The following is a 483-nucleotide window of genomic DNA, read 5'->3' as shown; positions in this document are numbered from 1 at the left end:
GTTTGCCCCATACAAAGGGTCATTACTCACCACCAGCAGATGCCGTATTGTCGCCTTTTAGTGTTCCGGCAGATGGTTACGGGCGCTTTATGAATGCTGTGTTTGATGCTTGGGTGAAAGAAGGTGTTGGTTCTATCTATATACGTGAGTTTGACAGCTTACTGGGAACCTGGATGGGATATCCGGCATCAACCTGTGTGCAAGCGATTACGTGCGGTCAGGCGCTGATCATTGAAACTAACGGCGATATTTACAGCTGCGATCACTATGTCTATCCGGCTTACTTGCTAGGTAATATTGCTAACACATCGCTGGTAAAAATGGCTACATCACGCCAGCAACAGCGTTTTGGGAATGCAAAACAGGAAAAATTGACCCAAATGTGTCAGCAGTGCGAGGTCAAAGCTCTGTGTCAGGGAGGCTGTCCGAAACATCGTATCGTCCCGCAGACGGGAGAAAAGCATAAGCACAATTATCTGTGTG

Annotated in this window: 1 protein-coding gene; it reads left to right on the top strand. The window is 47.6% G+C overall.

Annotated features, from left to right (window positions below; all coding sequences use genetic code 11):
- Positions 1–483 (top strand): SPASM domain-containing protein (locus tag F7Q90_RS25955; protein ID WP_151161187.1); only part of this gene is annotated, 483 nt, incomplete at both ends.

This window comes from Pantoea stewartii subsp. stewartii (genome assembly GCF_008801695.1).
Lineage (GTDB): Bacteria > Pseudomonadota > Gammaproteobacteria > Enterobacterales > Enterobacteriaceae > Pantoea > Pantoea stewartii.
This window is presented reverse-complemented; position numbering and strand designations above follow the sequence as displayed.